Source organism: Veillonellales bacterium, assembly GCA_039680175.1.
Taxonomy (GTDB): domain Bacteria; phylum Bacillota; class Negativicutes; order JAAYSF01; family JAAYSF01; genus JBDKTO01.
Genome location: JBDKTO010000004.1, coordinates 1 through 15,874 on the forward strand (window position 1 = coordinate 1; position 15,874 = coordinate 15,874).

The 15,874-nt window shown below is 41.5% G+C and carries 23 protein-coding genes; 13 read left to right on the forward strand and 10 right to left on the reverse strand.

Annotated elements, in window-relative coordinates; all coding sequences use genetic code 11:
• A partial coding sequence (locus tag ABFC84_00435; GenBank protein ID MEN6411214.1) for an IS5/IS1182 family transposase occupies positions 1–186 on the reverse strand: 186 nt, incomplete at its 3' end.
• Positions 187–523: 337 nt separating this feature from the next.
• Here ABFC84_00435 and ABFC84_00440 point away from each other — a divergent pair.
• The 10 genes from ABFC84_00440 (at position 524) to ABFC84_00485 (ending at position 6,384) form a co-directional block, all read left to right on the forward strand.
• On the forward strand, positions 524–700 hold the full coding sequence (locus ABFC84_00440) for a hypothetical protein (GenBank protein MEN6411215.1): 177 nt from the start codon (positions 524–526) through the stop codon (positions 698–700).
• A gap of 602 nt (positions 701–1,302) precedes the next feature.
• A complete protein-coding gene (locus ABFC84_00445; GenBank protein MEN6411216.1) occupies positions 1,303–1,512 on the forward strand; it encodes a hypothetical protein in 210 nt (69 codons plus the stop codon).
• Positions 1,513–1,598: 86 nt separating this feature from the next.
• The gene (locus tag ABFC84_00450; protein MEN6411217.1) at positions 1,599–1,865 is read left to right on the forward strand and encodes a hypothetical protein; all 267 of its coding nucleotides are present in this window, start codon (positions 1,599–1,601) and stop codon (positions 1,863–1,865) included.
• Positions 1,865–2,137 carry a DUF1294 domain-containing protein gene (locus ABFC84_00455; protein ID MEN6411218.1) on the forward strand — a complete coding sequence of 91 codons (273 nt, stop codon included), beginning with the start codon at positions 1,865–1,867 and terminating at the stop codon, positions 2,135–2,137. Before ABFC84_00450 ends, ABFC84_00455 begins: the two co-directional genes overlap by 1 nt.
• A 131-nt stretch (positions 2,138–2,268) precedes the next feature.
• A complete protein-coding gene (locus ABFC84_00460) occupies positions 2,269–2,742 on the forward strand; it encodes a protease inhibitor I42 family protein (protein ID MEN6411219.1) in 474 nt (157 codons plus the stop codon).
• Between the two features lie 173 nt (positions 2,743–2,915).
• Positions 2,916–3,497 carry an RNA 2',3'-cyclic phosphodiesterase gene (thpR, locus tag ABFC84_00465; protein ID MEN6411220.1) on the forward strand — a complete coding sequence of 194 codons (582 nt, stop codon included), beginning with the start codon at positions 2,916–2,918 and terminating at the stop codon, positions 3,495–3,497.
• 30 nt (positions 3,498–3,527) lie between these two features.
• Positions 3,528–3,920, forward strand: coding sequence for a secondary thiamine-phosphate synthase enzyme YjbQ (locus tag ABFC84_00470; protein MEN6411221.1), 393 nt, complete (start codon positions 3,528–3,530; stop codon positions 3,918–3,920).
• Positions 3,921–4,332: 412 nt separating this feature from the next.
• Positions 4,333–4,908 (forward strand): carbonic anhydrase, encoded by a 576-nt coding sequence (locus ABFC84_00475; protein MEN6411222.1) that lies wholly within the window; start codon positions 4,333–4,335, stop codon positions 4,906–4,908.
• A gap of 659 nt (positions 4,909–5,567) precedes the next feature.
• Positions 5,568–5,687, forward strand: a complete 120-nt coding sequence (locus ABFC84_00480; GenBank protein ID MEN6411223.1) for a helix-turn-helix transcriptional regulator — start codon at positions 5,568–5,570, stop codon at positions 5,685–5,687.
• 25 nt (positions 5,688–5,712) lie between these two features.
• Complete coding sequence (locus tag ABFC84_00485; protein MEN6411224.1) at positions 5,713–6,384, forward strand: flavodoxin family protein; 672 nt, start codon at positions 5,713–5,715, stop codon at positions 6,382–6,384.
• A gap of 81 nt (positions 6,385–6,465) precedes the next feature.
• On the opposite strand, the gene ABFC84_00490 is transcribed toward ABFC84_00485, so the two are convergent.
• The 9 genes from ABFC84_00490 to ABFC84_00530 form a co-directional block, all read right to left on the reverse strand.
• On the reverse strand, positions 6,466–6,588 hold the full coding sequence (locus ABFC84_00490; protein MEN6411225.1) for a hypothetical protein: 123 nt from the start codon (positions 6,586–6,588) through the stop codon (positions 6,466–6,468).
• Positions 6,589–6,606: 18 nt separating this feature from the next.
• On the reverse strand, positions 6,607–7,584 hold the full coding sequence (locus tag ABFC84_00495; protein MEN6411226.1) for an agmatinase: 978 nt from the start codon (positions 7,582–7,584) through the stop codon (positions 6,607–6,609).
• A 31-nt stretch (positions 7,585–7,615) separates the two neighbouring features.
• Positions 7,616–8,242, reverse strand: coding sequence for a HutD family protein (locus tag ABFC84_00500; GenBank protein ID MEN6411227.1), 627 nt, complete (start codon positions 8,240–8,242; stop codon positions 7,616–7,618).
• Between the two features lie 85 nt (positions 8,243–8,327).
• Positions 8,328–9,662, reverse strand: a complete 1,335-nt coding sequence (locus ABFC84_00505; GenBank protein MEN6411228.1) for an amidohydrolase family protein — start codon at positions 9,660–9,662, stop codon at positions 8,328–8,330.
• A gap of 1 nt (position 9,663) precedes the next feature.
• Positions 9,664–10,932, reverse strand: coding sequence for a Zn-dependent hydrolase (locus ABFC84_00510; GenBank protein ID MEN6411229.1), 1,269 nt, complete (start codon positions 10,930–10,932; stop codon positions 9,664–9,666).
• Between the two features lie 26 nt (positions 10,933–10,958).
• Positions 10,959–11,720 carry an amino acid ABC transporter ATP-binding protein gene (locus tag ABFC84_00515; protein MEN6411230.1) on the reverse strand — a complete coding sequence of 254 codons (762 nt, stop codon included), beginning with the start codon at positions 11,718–11,720 and terminating at the stop codon, positions 10,959–10,961.
• Positions 11,717–12,391, reverse strand: a complete 675-nt coding sequence (locus ABFC84_00520) for an amino acid ABC transporter permease (GenBank protein ID MEN6411231.1) — start codon at positions 12,389–12,391, stop codon at positions 11,717–11,719. Before ABFC84_00520 ends, ABFC84_00515 begins: the two co-directional genes overlap by 4 nt.
• 46 nt (positions 12,392–12,437) lie before the next feature.
• Positions 12,438–13,214 carry a transporter substrate-binding domain-containing protein gene (locus tag ABFC84_00525; GenBank protein MEN6411232.1) on the reverse strand — a complete coding sequence of 259 codons (777 nt, stop codon included), beginning with the start codon at positions 13,212–13,214 and terminating at the stop codon, positions 12,438–12,440.
• Positions 13,215–13,382: 168 nt separating this feature from the next.
• Complete coding sequence (locus ABFC84_00530; protein MEN6411233.1) at positions 13,383–14,261, reverse strand: MurR/RpiR family transcriptional regulator; 879 nt, start codon at positions 14,259–14,261, stop codon at positions 13,383–13,385.
• 513 nt (positions 14,262–14,774) lie between these two features.
• Here ABFC84_00530 and ABFC84_00535 point away from each other — a divergent pair.
• The 3 genes from ABFC84_00535 (at position 14,775) to ABFC84_00545 (ending at position 15,810) form a co-directional block, all read left to right on the forward strand.
• A complete protein-coding gene (locus tag ABFC84_00535) occupies positions 14,775–14,927 on the forward strand; it encodes a hypothetical protein (protein ID MEN6411234.1) in 153 nt (50 codons plus the stop codon).
• Positions 14,928–15,129: 202 nt separating this feature from the next.
• The gene (locus ABFC84_00540) at positions 15,130–15,345 is read left to right on the forward strand and encodes a hypothetical protein (protein ID MEN6411235.1); all 216 of its coding nucleotides are present in this window, start codon (positions 15,130–15,132) and stop codon (positions 15,343–15,345) included.
• A 105-nt stretch (positions 15,346–15,450) separates the two neighbouring features.
• Positions 15,451–15,810, forward strand: coding sequence for a PD-(D/E)XK nuclease family protein (locus ABFC84_00545; protein ID MEN6411236.1), 360 nt, complete (start codon positions 15,451–15,453; stop codon positions 15,808–15,810).
• Positions 15,811–15,874 lie beyond the last annotated feature (64 nt).

The window sequence follows — 15,874 nt, forward strand, 5'->3', positions numbered from 1 at the left end:
ATTATATGGTTTACGTCCGGTTGTTTTTGTTGTTGCATATTTAAATCCTAATTCATTTAGATTCAAACTACCAACAAACGCATCAAATACGCGTACTGAATTATCCTCACTTATCATTTCATCTAGCCACATAGGGATAAGATTGAGTTGATTCCTGTTTGTATTGTTAGAAATATATCGTGACATAATTCACCTCAAACATGATATCTTACAATTTTATTATACCATTGTTGCCATTAGTATTGCTCTATTGTTTTCGCACAGTCTGACGTCCCGTGCGCTTCTTGGCGCACAGGACGGTTCCTTCTTGTCATTGAATACCCTTGAAATGATGAGGCGATGAATGGCCGTAAGATTCATTATTTCTCATTAGCGTCTCAAGCTGCTATTCGTAAACCGATTAAGATTTCCAATGCGGAATTTTACGTTGAAACCAATCGGGTGCGCTAACTCGATTCAAAACGGTAAGGTTTACCTGCGGGCGATTATAGCGAGCTACATAATTAATATTGGAGGCCAACATATGAAGAACATTGAAATGACCGTTAATGGTGATATTTTGACAATCAAGGTAGACCTTTCAAGGACTTTCGGCAAGTCCAGCAGTGGCAAGTCAACCATTATTGCTTCTACGGAAGGTAACCAGCCTTTACCCGGCAGGGATGAAGTCAAGATCGGGCTAAATGTTTACACTAAGTAAAATCCAATGGCGGGGTACTATGGTAATATGATAAATGAATTTATAATGAAGCTAAACATAAAAATTAAAAGGAGAAGGTTTTTACCTTCTCCCCCGTTAAAGCGACCATCCTTACAGTAATTCTTCTACTACCGATAACTTGGAAAGCCTCCAGAATGATAGTTTTATTTTTCTCAGGACAATCACGAACTAGACAAACTAAAAACTTGGGTAAACTAAAAACACGATCCTTTAAGACTGGTTACAACTTGAACATGATTTGAAGGAACTAAACTTCCAAACATCTCAAAACTGTTAAACCTTTTACCCTGTAAGGATGGTGCTTGAGTAAATTATAGCATTAGAATTGGTGAATTTCAATAGGAATTGTGCGAATTTTATGTAAAGCTTGATAAAATCTTATAAGCCTGTATATATCAAGACTTAACCGGCACTTTCAACGTTTGACCGGGATAAACTTTCGTGTTATTATCTAATTTGTTTATCTGCCTAATTTCATAAATTAATTTCCTAATATCGTTTAGTTTCGTGAATATTTATGTGGAACATCCATGGTTTAAATTTATCTTGTATTACGACAAAGTAGGGAGAGGGGATTCATCATGACAGAAGACATAGTAGGAGGAGCGGAACAAGCTAATTCAACGAAGGTGAGCTGGGAAGCCTTTGTAAAACAGGATGTACTTAACTTTATGATCGCTCACAACCTGCACGCTATTACCGTTGATGATGGTGCCGGTAAGAAGGGCGTCATTAAACGGACAAGTAAAGGCGATTTTTCCGTACAAATCACTTCTAACGAGATATTGTAAACAGTGAGACCCCATAGGCGGCGAGCTACCTATGGGGTACAGTGTATTATCCGCTATTAGATTTTCCAGGAGGGAGTGCCATATTGATGCCAATAAAAAAAGTGGCCATTTTTCTTATTATCCTTGGCATGGAAAAGGGCCAAAGTATAATATCATTAATGGATATCAGTGAAATCAATGCTGTTGTTTCTGAAATTCGGAGGCTGACAGCACTTTCTCCGGAAACACAAAAAAGTGTCTGGGATGAGTTTAAAGAGTTAGGATATGAAGATACAATGAGCCCTTCTGAGACGTTAACGATTATACGTTTTTTATTTAATGGCACTAAGATTAGTGATAAGGCCAGGAGGTGATGGGTTATAATTACTTTTCACCATGGCTGGCGCTATATATTCTTTGGAATTTTGCCGGATTTATTATGGTTATGTTGGACAAGCGACGGGCTAAGCTGCATGAGTGGCGTATAAGGGAACGTACTTTTTTTCTATGGGCCTTGGCATTTGGTGCTGCCGGTATTCTGCTTGGTACGTATGTATTCCGCCATAAAACACGTCATTGGTCCTTCGTTATTGGCATGCCGATAATCTGTATACTCAATTTTGTTTGCTGGTATTTGTTATGGTAGCTAGGACAGGTTTTTTTATGAGGCTAGTTCAGCAGCGTTTATAAACAAAAGGCGACTTGATGGCAGGAACCGTGGTTAATGAAAAGTTGTTGCCTGTGAGCAATATAAAATAATAGGAGGTTTCGGTGAATATGGTAACAATTCCAAATGGAAAAACGCTCAAGAAAGCTTTGGCCATGATGAGCACGTCTTTCCTTTTATGGTGCTTGGCAGCCGGAATGGTGTCGGCCGATGGCATGGCCAGCGCGGAAACCCCAATAGCAATGAATATTAAAGTAGATGCAAAGGATGCGGCTAATGAAGTATTAAGTTTTGATATCAAAGCGGGAGAGGTCTTCAAGGTTGAATTATATGCGGCTGGCGGTACTGGTTATGAATGGGTGTTGCTCAATAAAGATTTGCAGTTGATTGAGGTTGTGAGTAGTTCCACCGGTCCGGCAATGGAAACGCCGAATCTGGTAGGCGGTAAAATGCGTTCTGTATATATTCTTCAAGCCAAATCAGATACTGCTGGTCAGGAAACAGTTGTTTTTTCGCTGCGTAGATCTTGGGAACCGGCTAACATGGCAGCTAAAACAATTAACTGTGAGGTTAATGTACGGTAGTTAACATATGCAAGTAGTGAAGGTAATCAAGCTTTGCCAGGAGCGGAAGTAATAAAAATAGGGTTGAACGTTTATACGAAACCGGAATAATGGTGAAGGCCAATGTACAAGTGGTTCCTTTAGTGAACTGCATAACAAGAAACAGAACTATGACCTGTATGGTAGCGGAATAAATGACTATGGCGGGTGGTGAAATGATGAGAGCTTTTATCGGTCTTGATTTTGATGAAAATGTCAAAGAAAGAATTTATGCTTTCCAGCAAAAGCTTAAGGGTGATGCGTTAAAGGGTAGATGGAAGTCAATAGATAATTTTCATCTGACATTGAAGTTTTTGACTGAGATCGGTATGGCGCAAAAAGCAGAGATTGATAATGCTATGCAAAAAATCGGAGTGCTACGAACACCGTTTTATCTATCGGTGAAGGGATTGGGCATGTTTGCCGGAAAAGATTCGATTCGTGTTTTATGGCTGGGACTTATGGGTGATATGGAAAAGCTTCGGTCATTACAACGGGAAATTGATCAACAATTGGCTCCCGTAGGTTTTTTGCCGGAAAAGAGAACATTTCAACCACATATTACCATTGGACAGGATGTCATTTTTGACGGTGGTTTTGACCAAATTCAAAATAGAATTGGTACAGTTGATTTTGGTATGATGAAAATAAAGCGTTTCTATTTATTTAAAAGTGAGCAGATTCAAAATAAGCGTGTGTATTCCAAAGTGTCAGAATATGATTTTGTCATCAAGTGAAACTTTAGATAATTTTAAGAGGTGAAAGATATGGAACAGTTCTTGTTGGATACGCCGCGGGAAGGATTTATTGATATAACTGCCAAGGTACGGGAATTTGTCCGGCGTAGTCATATTAGACAGGGAATTTGCCAGGTATTTGTTCCCCATACAACAGCCGGGGTAACCATCAATGAAAATGCCGATCCGGATGTGGTTACTGACATGTTGGCTGCGCTTGAACAGATGATCCCTAAACTTCCGTACCGGCATGTGGAAGGCAATTCGCCCGCTCATGTTAAGAGTTCTCTTATGGGATGTTCCTTAACTATACTTGTTGAGGAAAATGATTTAGTTTTGGGTACATGGCAAGGCGTCTATTTTTGTGAATTTGATGGGCCGCGCAAACGAAAAGTCTTTGTTCAGGTTGTTGGTGAAGTGTAATTTTTATTATTATTGTAGACAGCTAAATTTTACATTGAGACCAATTGTAATGCTAATTCGATTCGAGACGGTGTTAAGGAAGAAACACCGATCGCCATAACGAGATCACTAGAAAAATGGTCTTTGTACAAAAGTGCAGCCGTCGTCAAGAAGACGTGCTGCACTTTCCTTTGCGGTTTAGCCAGTCGCTTCATAGAACGATTGTTGTTCCGGATTCAGATTATTTTACTATTCGGGTTATACAACAGGTACGCCAGTGTCACCTGCTTGTAAACAATTTCATAGTATATAGTAGTCAACGTAAAATCAAGAAAAGGTGAGTTCCACCAAATGAAATGGAGGAGTGACGTATGCCCAGGATGTCTTGGACGGTAAGGCAACCGGCGTTGCACAGCCTCTATGGGGGCGACTGATGCAAGCTGAGCGTGCCCTAAGAAGGCTCATCGAGGGGAACAAACGATATGTGACAGAACATTACGCGGAAATTGATGTGGGATTAGAGCGAAGAGAGAAACTGGCAGAGTACGGGCAACGCCCCTTTGCCGTGATTGTCAGTTGTTCTGACTCACGTGTTCCGCCAGAAATCGTGTTTGATCAAGGGAGCGGAGATTTATTTGTTGTTCGCACAGCAGGAGAAGTGGTAGACGATATTGCACTCGGAAGCGTGGAATACGCCGTTGAACATCTTGCGGTAAATTTGATTGTAGTGTTAGGACACGAGGATTGCGGAGCGGTTAAAGCGGCAGTGGAAGACTCCGATGAACCTAGTTATATCGCACTTGTTGTCGAGGCAATAAAACCTGCCGTGGAAAAAGCCAAAATGCAACATGGGGATTTATTGGATAATGCCATTAGAGAAAATGTCTATTTGAACATGTGCAGGATAGAAGCATCCGATCTTATTCGGGAATCCATGTTCACTGGTTATTTAAAGATTGTCGGGGCCGTTTATTGCATGCATAATGGACGCGTGAAATTTTTATTCTAAAACCTAACTGAAACCGACCCTCTCAAAATGGTGTTGCACCTTTACACAGAAACTCCAATTTTGCGTATTAGTATCGTCTGTCTATCAAAACACATGTTGAGTCGGTAGCCGTGATAGAGAACAGGTAGCTTTTTCGGCAAGGCCTCGCGGGTTTTTACAAATTTAACAGGTGTGTAGATAGGTTCGCTTAGACTTGTAGTTTAGGCGAGTTTTCATTTTATTGGGGTGGCGGATTTTAACTTTTACGCGAAAGTAAGGGGGCGTGTGCGAAAGGTGTGGATTGGAAGCCGGAAAATGCATCAAACTATTAAATTTAGGAATTAGTTCGACCTAATGACAATACAGTAGATAAAGAATTAAGTTTAAAAACAGAATTTCATTCAATTGATTTTGATAAATGGAGAGAAAGCAATATTTTTATTTTACCAAGTCACATCCTGAGAAATGGATGTAGTAAATACAATAATTGGGCATAATCATCGTAATAGGACGGCGGTTGGTCACCGCCTCTTACTCGATTTCTATATAATAGTATTTTTACCGATGCTTAAAGGGGATAGCAACATTAAGTTTTTATCTCAAAACAGACAACTCTACGGAGAGTTTATTGAAAAGCAGATGAAGTCTTTATACAATTTAATATATGGAGTCACAAAATAATGCAAAATACTAAAGTCGGGAACATAATCCGTACCCTGCGTCAGGAATGCAATATGACGCAAAAACAGCTTGCGGACAAAATGAATATCAGTGATAAAATCGTTTCATTCTATCAGTAAATTTAAAGAAGGAGAATCAAATTAAATGAAATTTATAGTATTTAACGGAAGCCCTGCCGGGGCAAACAGTAACACAAATGTGATTGCAGAAGCGTTTTTGAGTGGTGCCAAAAGAGCCGATTCCGACACAGAAAATGTGTTTCTAATTGATAAGAACATTGGATACTGCAAAGGATGCTTTGCCTGCTGGTTTAAAACGCCAGGGAAATGCGTGATGCAGGATGATATGACAGAGCTTTTGGACAAATATAATGCCGCTGATGTAGTATGCTTTGCTTCGCCTGTTTACACATGGAATATGACAGCAGTTCTCAAGAATTTTGTCGACAGGCTCGTGCCGCTGAAAAGTCCTCTGATTGTAAATTCAGGCGAAAATTTTGACCTTGCGGATTCCAAACCTAAAACGCAGCAATTTGTGGTGATTTCAAACTGTGGCTTTCCTGGCAACAACAATTTTGAAACCATGAAGGTCGTGTTTGCTTCCTGCAATCCTGTCCTTGAGATTTATCGCAACTGTGGCAAACTGTTAAAGAGCAAGGATGAGAAAATCAAAGCAACCGTAAATGAGTATTTGCAAGTTATCGAGCAGGCCGGATATGAAATGGCAACGCAAAATTATCTATCAGAAGAAACAAAATCAAAACTTGAAATGCAGCTCATGTCGATACCTGATTATGTGAAATACATCGGGATGTAGCTTAGAATTCTTTCTTGAGTGGCTTGCCTGGACTTGGTTAATCAGGTAAAAAGTATAACCTCGATTGCTTTTGTGCCTTTTCTACCCGGATGTTTGGGTTTTCCCAAAAAAAATGGGGAATAGAAAGTGTGTATTGCCGCGAATACTGATGTCCAGCAAATACACCACGGTGACATCACCGATCTGCCTCAGCCCTTCTAACACTGAAGTTCTGCAAAACTGTTACCGAGATTTTTCCCCTAATCTCTCACGCTCCTTAGTAATAAACCCGATAAAGTCGGACATTAAACGTGCCGCCAGATAACAGGTAGTACTGCTGGCATTATCATAAGGAGGTGCTACTTCCACAAGGTCAAAGCCCACGATGTGCCCCAATTTGGCTACCCCTTCCAAAAGATCGGTCATTTCGTCATAATAGAGACCACCATGCATAGGTGACCCTGTGCCGGCGGCTATGGAATAATCCATAGCATCAATATCTATGGTAACAAAATAACGTTCTCCCTGGGGTAGAAACTTCAGCGTTTCTTCGATGCCCAGTCGGCGGATTTGCCGTGGTGATAAAATTAAATCACCATAGGCTTTAGCATCCTCAAAGTCCGATTTTTGACTGCTGCCAATTCCATGAATGCCAAAATGCGCCATCTTGAACACATAAGGCAAGAGAGACATTTGCCGGCAGGGACTGCCATTGCTATACCGCTGTCCTCCGAGGCTATCCGTCCAGTCAAGATGGGAGTCAAAGTGAATGACATGAAAAGGGCCCTCAGCCTCAAGTCCCCGGACTACAGGGATGGTAATTGAATGATCGCCGCCCATAACGACAGGCATGGCTCCTTGCACGACAATTTTGCGTACCGCAGCTTCGATATTGGCGAAGCTGGCTTCCAGATCGCCTGGCACAAGATCTGCGTCTCCACAGTCTACGATCTTCCACCTATCGGTACTAATGTAAAAATCATCCCGTTCCGGGTCATAAGAACCCCGCGGACTATAGCTGAAGCGGGTAGACTGCATTCGTATGCCCCTTGGCCCCAACCGTGCGCCAGATCTTCCCTGTATGGAAATATCGCAGGGAGCGCCGAGGAGCGCAATATCGGCATCCAGTTGGTTAAGATCGGTACAAAACGGTGTTTTGGCAAAAGTAGCAATCCCTGTGGGAGCTAAGTTCACCGCTTGACTAAGACTAAAATTTGACATAAAAGCCTCCTTGCAAGAAAAATAAAGACAATTAAACTGCAGTTTTGTGATACATGTCGGCTTGGACAATATGAACAGGATTATATTCAGAATTTCGAATGGTGAAATCGAGTTTCTCCTGCGCAATATAGTGATGAATCAGTAGAACATCCCCAGCCGAAAGAAGATAGGCTGCTTTACCAACCGTCATTTCACAGCTGCCGTCGACACAATAAAAAGCGGTAGTCCCTTCCGCATAATTTGCTATTCCGTTATCAGCAAAAGCAATCTGTTGCTGAGCATCAAGGAACAGTGCCGTTAGCTTGCCATCACAGCCTGCTCGCAGCATTAAATTTAAATCGCTCGCTTTGCCGAAACACCGCGTAGTCCAGTCACCGGAGAACTGATCCTGTTCATAAGGTTTTACTTTCGCAGTATGATGATTTTGATGTTCCAGCCGAATTTCTCCTGCCAGCACCATAATAATCCGTGAAATCCCCGGCAAAACCGTAAAGGTTGATTTTTCCAAATCAACCCTGGCACTACTCAGCCGCCAGAGAAAATTACGTTTATTGTACTCAGCCTGTTTGGGGTAAATGGCAATTTGCGTTGTCATTCCTCCTGACCAGGCAGCGGTATGTTGCTGTTCCTTTTTCACCAAATCTATTGTATATGTCAAGATTCCGCCTCCATAGAGCAAACCCCGTGTTCTTTTTGTCCACTGGGTTGCTTCATTCTGTAATAGACCAACCGGTAGAAATTCTTTATGATAAGAAATTGAATTTTTGGATTAACACTTGTAGAGTTTGATAGATTTTATCTTCCGGCATACTGACAATATGGCCGTTATGCACCTGTTCAATGCCCTGCACCACAACCTTAGCGATGGCATTAGGCTGCATAGCGTATACGATATTGGGCATCATTTGCTCATTCACATCATAGATAGGCTGCATCGACAAATCCTTAGTATCAATGCCGACAAAATCGGCATGATACCCCGGAGCAATTTTACCCACCGGTATCCCGAGAAGTTGTTCGGCATTGGCCGTTCCCATGTCGAACACCTGTTTAGAGGAAATAGCTGTAGCATTTAACAAGGACACTTTTTGCAACAGCGCCGTCATCCGCATTTCTTCAAATACACTGATGCGGTTATTGCTGCAGGCACCGTCCGAGCCTAAGCCAACCGTTACCCCTGCTTTCATCAGCTCGACAACTTTTGTGACTCCGTCTGCTAAAAACATATTGCTCGACGGACAATAAACCAGTCCGGCTTTATGCTCACCCATCAGTTTGATTTCATTATCCTTAAGCCATACGGCATGGATAGCCACCATATTTTCATCCAGCACACCAATTTTGTCCAAAAGTTCAACAGGGGCCAAGCCGTAAGCCTTAGTAGTTTCTTCAACCTCAAACGGTTCTTCCGCCACATGAATATGAAATTTGGTTCCAAGTTCAAGAGCCAGATCATGACCCGCTTTGACCATTTCGAGCGAAGCGGCATGCAGGCTGTGCGGTGCCGGAAGAATTTTGACCATGGGATTGCCGGCATATTTTAACGCCAGCTTTTTAGTATGAGTAACCGCTTGTTCAACACTTTCCTGATATCCTTTCGGTGCGCCGTTCCAATCATACATCGTCCTCGCGAGCACCAGCCGAATACCCACGTCTTTAGCTGCCTGAATAATAGCTTCATCGCTCTCAGATCCGTCATTGTGCAAATAAAAAAAATCACAAACTGTAGTTGCTCCGTAACGCAGCATTTCTCCAAATGCAAACAGTGCGCCGGTATATAAATCCTGGGTAGTGAAACGCGGTGAGTAATGGTACAGAGCTTTATCACGCCATTCCAAGAAAGGCCTGTCGGTAACCAAACCGCGCAGCAGACTTTGAAAAGAATGGTTATGTGCATTTACCGTGCCAGGCACCAGTGCCAAATTGGTCCAATCGGCAATCATAGCGTCTGGATGCTGTGCAACAAGCTTTTCGGCTTCTTCCACAGCCCTAATGCTGCCGTCTTCTACCAGTACTCCCTTGCCTTGTTTAAAGCAATCGTCTTGAAATAGGTAAGATGGTTTATAGATATGTTTCATATCATTCAAGCTCCTTATCCAGCAATAATATTGTCTGTAATAATACATTGCCGGCTTTTTCGATATCTTCAAGCATACTATTTTCTTTCGGACAATGACTTTTTCCGTCTATGCTACGCACAAAAAGCATGCCTGAACGGGTAACACTGGCTAAATGCGTCGCATCGTGTCCTGCCATACTGGCAAGAGTCAAGTATGGCTCAGACATTTCCATCATTGCCTGTGCCATTTTATCTATAACGATTTTATCTAAAGCTACACCTGCCTGATCAAGCAGCACTCTGCGGATAAAATGTACGCCCCGTTTTTTTTCGATAACAGCTATCGGTGCTGCTAAACATTCTACAACGGCTTTCGTTACATCGCCCTCAAGAGTCCGGACCTCCATAGTCAGCACGGTTTCCCCCGGAATGATATTGACGGCATTCGGAAAAATTTCCAAATGGCCAATAGTTCCAACCACATCATCCCGTTTGGTGTCTTTCAGAATTTTTTCAAAGACCAGACAGAATTCCGAAGCCGCTAATAAAGCGTCATGTCTGTCTTGCATAAGGGTTGTACCGGCATGATTAGCCTCTCCGCAAATTTGGATGGTTTCACGATAAATTCCCGTAATCCCGGAAACAACAGCCAGTGAAAGCCCCTTGTTTTCCAAACGTTTCCCTTGTTCAATATGACATTCCATAAAAGCACTTAGGAGGTTGGGCAAAAGTTTTGCCTCCCCCAGTTTCTCAAAAGAACCGCCCGCTTTTGCCAAGGCAGTGGCCAAGGGAATGTGATGAATAGTATCTTCCACCTCCCGCAGCTTTGCGGGATCGAGTTTGCCTGCAGCCATTCGGCTGCCTAACGTTGAAAGATTAAAGGGATTTGGTTCTTCGGCGGTAAAGGACACCAGTGCCAGCGGATGTCGGAGACCAATCTGCTGTTCTTGTATCACAGACAGGATTTCCATTGCTAAAATAATGCCTAACGCACCGTCATACCTGCCGCCGTTCTGTACCGTATCATGATGAGAGCCTATTGCGATAGTCGGCAGTTCAGAATCTGTATTGATTTTAGCCCATATGTTAGCAGCAGGATCTACGTCAATAGCAGCACCAATTTCTGTTTTCAGCAGGGAAATAAGATGTTCTCTGGCAGCTAAATCGGCTGTACTGCCAAAACTGCGGTCAATGCCGCCGTTGCTATTCCGTCCGAATTGCGAAAGCGCCTCGAGACGATCCTGAATGCGTTTCGTATTAACAACTAAGTTTGCAGTTGAATGGTTCATGTTATTCCTCTTCTCGCCTGATATTCTCATGAATTCTCCAGCACTTTGCTTAAAAACTCCTTGGTACGCGGATGGCTGGGACAGGCAAAAATTTTATCCGGTTTATCATGTTCAATTATGACTCCTTTGTCAAGAACAAGTACTTCATCAGCCACATCTTTGGCAAAACGCATTTCATGGGTCACAACCGCCATGGTCATGCCTTCTTTGGCCAGTTGCTTCATAACTTGCAGCACTTCTCCCACCATTTCAGGGTCAAGTGCCGAAGTAGGCTCATCAAATAGCATGACTTTAGGCTGCATGGCAAGAGCCCGGGCAATAGCGACCCGCTGTTTCTGCCCGCCGGACAGATTATAGGGAAGCACCTGTGCCTTGTCTTCCAAACCTACCTTTTTTAAAAGATTCATTGCCAAATCTTCTGCATCACTGCGACTCATCTGCTTTAAGGACATAGGGGCCATCGTGATGTTCTGCAGTACCGTTTTATGTGGAAATAGATTAAAAGCCTGAAATACCATGCCGACTTTCTGTCTGGTCTGATTTAATTCTTTATCAGGAATTTGTACGGATTTGCCATTTATCATTTTTCTGCCCATCGGTTTTCCGTCAATGGTGATTTCGCCTTCACTATAGGTTTCCAGATAGTTGATACACCGTAAAAGTGTACTTTTCCCTGAACCGGACGGACCAATAATAACCACGACCTTGCCTTGCCCAATTGTTAAATTGATATTTTCCAGTACATGATGGTCACCAAAATATTTGTTCAAACAAGATATATTGATCATTGCAGCTCGCCTCCTGTACGGAAGTGCTTCTCCAGCTTCATGCCTAGATACCCGATCAAATTGTTAAATAAATAGTAAAGTACGGCGATCGCCAGCAAAAATTCGATGGTGCGATAGGTGTTGGCAATCAAAATATTGGCTTGCCTGAACAATTCAGCAACCGTAATGGTTGACAGTAAGGAAGAATTTTTCGTCAAAGAAATAAATTCATTGGTCAGCGGGGCCAACATGCGAAAAAAGGCTTGAGGAATAATAATCTTGATCATGGTTTGTGTATAAGAAAAACCTAAAGACCGCCCCGCTTCCATCTGCCCTCTGTCAATCGACTGAATGGCGCCGCGAATAATTTGTGAAGCATAAGAACCGCTATACATTCCCAAAGCAATCACGCCGGAGATCCAGGCAACCGTATCAATATGGAACAATATAGGCAGCCCATAGTATAGCAAAAACAGCTGCACCAAAAGCGGAGTCGCCCTAAACCAGGATAAATAGGCCAGAGAAAAATACCGATATGGTTTTATACTGGAAAGCTGCCCAAAAGCAATAATCGTGCCTACCATGAGACTCAGCATAAAGCCTGCCACCGAAAAAAAAGCGGTAGACATAAGACCATAGAGCAAAAAGTGTACATTTTTTCCTAAAAACACAACCGAAAAATCAAATGACATTATAATTCCTCCGTATAACTAAGGGCAGAAAGCCTGCCCCCTTTAGTTACTCAAACCATTTTTTCTCGATTTTAGCGTACGTTCCATTATCTTTCACTTTTTTCAGTGCGGCATTAATTGCTTTTGTTAATTCTTCATCATCTTTACGCAACCCATAACCGTAGAATTCTTCGGTCAGCGTATCACTCAGGACCTTTACCGTACCTTTTTCTTTTGCATAGGTTTTAGCCGCCGGCAAGCCTGTCACAACAGCATCGACCTTGCCTGTTTCCAGTTCCAAGAACATTTCATTATTAGTCTCCACTTTTACCAAAGTGACATCCGGATATTTTTCTTCTAAATACTTAGCCGACTTGGTGCCAACCTGTACGGAAACTTTTTTGCCTTTTAGGTCGTTAACGCCTTTGATGTTGTTGTCATCTTTTTTAACCATGATGGATAAACCACCCGGAAAATAAGAATCCGAAAAATTGATGGTTTGTTTACGTTCATCAGTAATATACATAGCGGAAACAATGACATCATATTTTTTCGCCAATAGGCCGGGAATAAGTCCTTTAAATTCCGTATCCACATATTCCACTTTGTCTGCACCCAGTTCTTTGGCCACTGCCTGAATCAGCTCAATATCAAAGCCTTCATAATTTCCGTTATTTTTATATTCGAAAGGTTTGAAAGTAGCGTCTGTACCGACCGTAAGCACTTTTGTATTTTTGATTTTCTCCACAACGCTGTCCCTTTTCGCTGTAGGTGTACTGTTCGAACATCCTGCCATGAGAACAGTAAAAACAACGATTAGCAATAAACTTACTAATTTTTTCATAAATAATCATCCTTTCATTTATCATTCTTGGTTTTTTATTTGAACGAAAACTATTGAAATTTTCGTTATTGTCTTTTGGCCGGCAAAATAAAAAAGGCGCTGCAGTACAAACACCTTACGGTGCCTGCCATCTGCTAAACGCCTTTGTTTACAATGCCAGTTTGAGAGCTATTCAATTAATTTTTTGTAATAAATATGATTCTTGTTTTCCATTGCTTCCAGCCTATTCAGCCGCTGCTCCAAGTTATCGATTTTTTTCGCCACATCCCGCAACAGAAAATTTAGAAAGAAAATCGGTGTACTGTAGATATCAAAAATGGAGGATACGGTGATCGGCACATGTAAAACGGGATCGGCCAGGTAGGAAACTGGTGAAACAATACTGTCTGTGATACCGGTAATGGTAAACCCCTCTTGTTTCAATTCCTGCAACTTATTGACGAGGATGGTAGGATATCGGGGAAACGCAATGGTAAAAATCAATGTCGTATCAGGATTCCGTAAATGCAAGGTATCCCACAGTGGATTTCCCGGTTGGATCTGAATCACGTTATTTCTGATTTTATTGAGAATGTAGGCAGTATACGGCAACAAAGTGGCCGATACTCTTGCGGATAATAATACAATCTCCTGTGCTGTCACAAATTTGTCCACCAGTTGTGTGTAGCTCGGCTGACATAGAATTGCTTCCAATTCGTCAAGGTTTTTATGTTCCATGTCGAGGATATTGCGAATTTTGTTATTGCTTTTATTCTGCGAGACATACTGCAGTCTCTGCGGTGCCGTTATTTCTTCGCTGACAAACTTTTGCAGGCTGCGCAAGAAATCATTAAAACCATGATACCCTAAAGCGCTGCAAAACCGCGATACACTTCCCTGACTAATATTGGCTTCATTAGCAAGTTCTCCGGCTGTCATAAAAATGATGCGCAAATAATTCTTCTCAATGTACTGAGCCAGCTTTTCGTAGGTGGGTGAATCATTGGCAATATCCGTCATCTTCTGCAATAAATTTTTCAGGTCTGTACTGTTAAAATTTTGCTCCATAAAGCACCCCCTTTTTGTATCTTTGAATAATAATTTCATCTATAAATAAAAAAATAATAATGGAATCATCAATTTTAAAACAAAAAAAGCTTAGGACTATTAAGTCTCTAAACGGCTTTGTTTAGCTCAATCAATGATGTTTATTAAATAAAAAATACCATACTAATTGTGCTTTGTCAACGATTTATTTCTGCTGCAAATCATGTCGCCCAATTTTATCTTCATATTCTTTCATTTATTATTGCCATGCTCATACCCTCGCTTCCGTCCCCTTACGGGGTCATTTTTGTTTTACATAGTAAAGAGTTGATTGTGCCCGGATGATCAAACAATAGTTGGACATCGGGATTTAATGAATACGGATTGTCCGGGTGCGAATTTATATTGCATGTTGCGGGATATCGCGGGTAAAGCAATCTGGTATCAACAGAATAGTATGGATGAATAGCTGAGAATCGATGGATGTAACGCTATTTAGTTTACAGAATATAATGACAGTAGGAGGTGATAATATTGGATGAAGAAACAAAAAAGAAATTAGATGAGCTAGGTGTTAAGATAGACGATGAAGTTGAGGAGACATCTGAAAAATACAGTATTCCAAAATGGGTAGTATGGATTGGTGGAATCTTAGGTATTAGTGTAATTTTTAAAATTTTATTCTAGCAGTGATTCTTGTTGAGGTGTAGGCAAAATACCTGCACCATTTTATTTTGGATGAATGAAAAGTGTCCTGTCCATTCGCTTGATAGTACAAAAGCATTATAGCTGCCCCATCAGATAGGGTCCCCATTTACAAATATAAACATTAGTTCTAAAATAGATACAAGCCGTATAAGTAAAGATCTTATGTAAGGAGATCCTATCAATGCAACATGTAAGTGCCACAGAATTAGCGAAACTTGCAAAATGTGAGCGACAATTATATTTGAATACTCAATACGGTGAAAGTACTGAGTTAACAGGGAAATATATAGAAAGAGGCAACTACGAACATGAGCAATTCAGGCGTATGATTACCGGCAAGAAAGAAAATTGGCTTATAAGATTTTTACGTTGGTTGCTACGCCTATTTATCAGGTGATATGTGATGCTACTAATAATTGGATTTGCCCTAATAGTTGGAACTTATTTTTGGCGGAGGAGTCGCCGAACAGCCAAGTTATCAATTTATTTAGCTGACCATTATATGAAAATCGATGAACCTATCCCTATCTGTGGAACTCCTGATGTTGTTTGGATTGACAAAGATGGGGTTTTAATAGTTGGTGATTACAAGAGCAGAGAGAGTTGCCAAGTTCAGGATTCTGATATTATTCAACTTTCTGTGTACAGAGTATTATTGGAACGTACGCAGCGCCGGCCTGTGTCGAATAAGGGCTATGTGCATTTTAAAGACGGACGTCGGGTACGTGTAACGCTGCTTGATGAAAAAGGAATTATCGCACTTTACAATAAATATCAGAAGATTATAACTGGCAAGGGCAGGGCCTGGTGTACGAATAAGAGTGGATACTGTCAGCACTGCAGTTATATGGATATATGTTAGAAGCAAAAGAATATCAGTTTTTGTTATTAGCGGATGCTGAATCGCTTAACGAATTTGATGAAAA